This window comes from Halomonas urmiana (assembly GCF_005780185.1).
Lineage (GTDB): Bacteria > Pseudomonadota > Gammaproteobacteria > Pseudomonadales > Halomonadaceae > Halomonas > Halomonas urmiana.
This window is the reverse complement of record NZ_VBUI01000068.1, coordinates 1-1,424: the sequence shown is the minus strand read 5'-3', so window position 1 is coordinate 1,424 and position 1,424 is coordinate 1. Positions and strand designations below refer to the sequence as shown.

The following is a 1,424-nucleotide window of genomic DNA, read 5'->3' as shown; positions in this document are numbered from 1 at the left end:
GTCTCCACGTCGAGGATCTTCAGGGTGTTGGTGCCGCCGTGGGCGTTCATGTGATCGCCTCGGGTGAGGATCACGTGATCGCCCGGCGCGGCGATGCCCTGCCCGACCAGTAGCGTCAGGGCGCGGTCGTTGAGCTCGGCGGCACTCATCTCGCTGGTGTCGAAGGGCAGCGAGACCACCCCGCGATACAGCGCCATGCGCCGCTGGGCGACCGGGTTGTGGGCCAGGCCGATGATCGGCAGCCCCGAGCTGATGCGCGAGGCGATCAGCGGCGTGTAGCCCGACGCGGTCATGCAGGCGATGGCGGCCACGCCTTCCAGATGATTGGCGGCGTACATCGCCGAGAGCGCGATGGTCTCGTCGATCTGACTGAAGCCCTCGTGCATGCGGTGGCCGGACTCCTGGGCACTGCGCTCGCGCTCGGCGCCCAGGCACACCCGGTTCATCGCCTCGATGGTCTCCACCGGGAAGTCGCCGGCGGCGGTCTCGGCGGAGAGCATCACCGCGTCGGTGCCGTCGAGCACGGCGTTGGCCACGTCGAACACCTCGGCCCGGGTGGGCAGCGGCGACTCGATCATCGACTCCATCATCTGGGTGGCGGTGATCACCGCGCGGTTCAGCGTGCGGGCATGCTTGATGATGCGCTTCTGGGTGCCGATCAGCTGGGCATCGCCGATCTCCACGCCGAGATCGCCGCGGGCCACCATCACCGCCTCGCTGGCGCGAATGATGCCGTCCAGGGTGGCATCGTCGGCCACCGCCTCGGCGCGCTCGAGCTTGGCCACCAGGCCGATCTCTTTGCCGGCCTCGCCGAGCAGATCGCGGGCCTCGACCATGTCGGCGGCGCTGCGCGGGAAGGAGATCGCCAGGTAGTCGACGCCGATGTCGACGGCGGTCTCGAGGTCGGCGCGATCCTTGTCGGTCAGCGCCGGGGCGGAGAGGCCGCCGCCCTGCTTGTTGATGCCCTTGTTGTTGGAGAGCTTGCCGCCCACCGCCACGCTGGTGTGGATCAGGTGGTCGACGACCCGGTTGACGTTGAGCACCACGCGGCCGTCGTCGAGCAGCAGACGGTCGCCCGGGGCGACGTCGTCGGCCAGGGTCTTGTAGTCACAGCCGACCCGGGTGGCGTCGCCCTGATCGCCATCCAGGCCCATGTCGAGGATGAAGGACTGGCCCTCCTCCAGGGTCACGGCGCCCTCCTTGAAGCGGGCGATGCGGATCTTGGGGCCCTGCAGGTCACCGAGCGCGGCGACGCTGCGCCCCAGGCGCGCGGCGATCTCACGCACCCGCGCCAGGCGCTGGCGGTGATCGTCGGGCGTGCCGTGGGAGAAGTTGAGGCGCACCACGTCGACGCCGGCGGACAGCATCTCTTCCAGCACGCCCTCCCGGTCGCTGGCGGGACCCAGGGTGGCGACGATCTTGGT

The 1,424-nt window shown here is 69.8% G+C and carries 1 protein-coding gene; it reads right to left on the bottom strand.

The genetic code is table 11. The features are described 5' to 3' along the window. Positions 1-1,424 (bottom strand): pyruvate kinase (gene pyk / locus FEI13_RS18775; protein WP_138183010.1); only part of this gene is annotated, 1,424 nt, incomplete at both ends.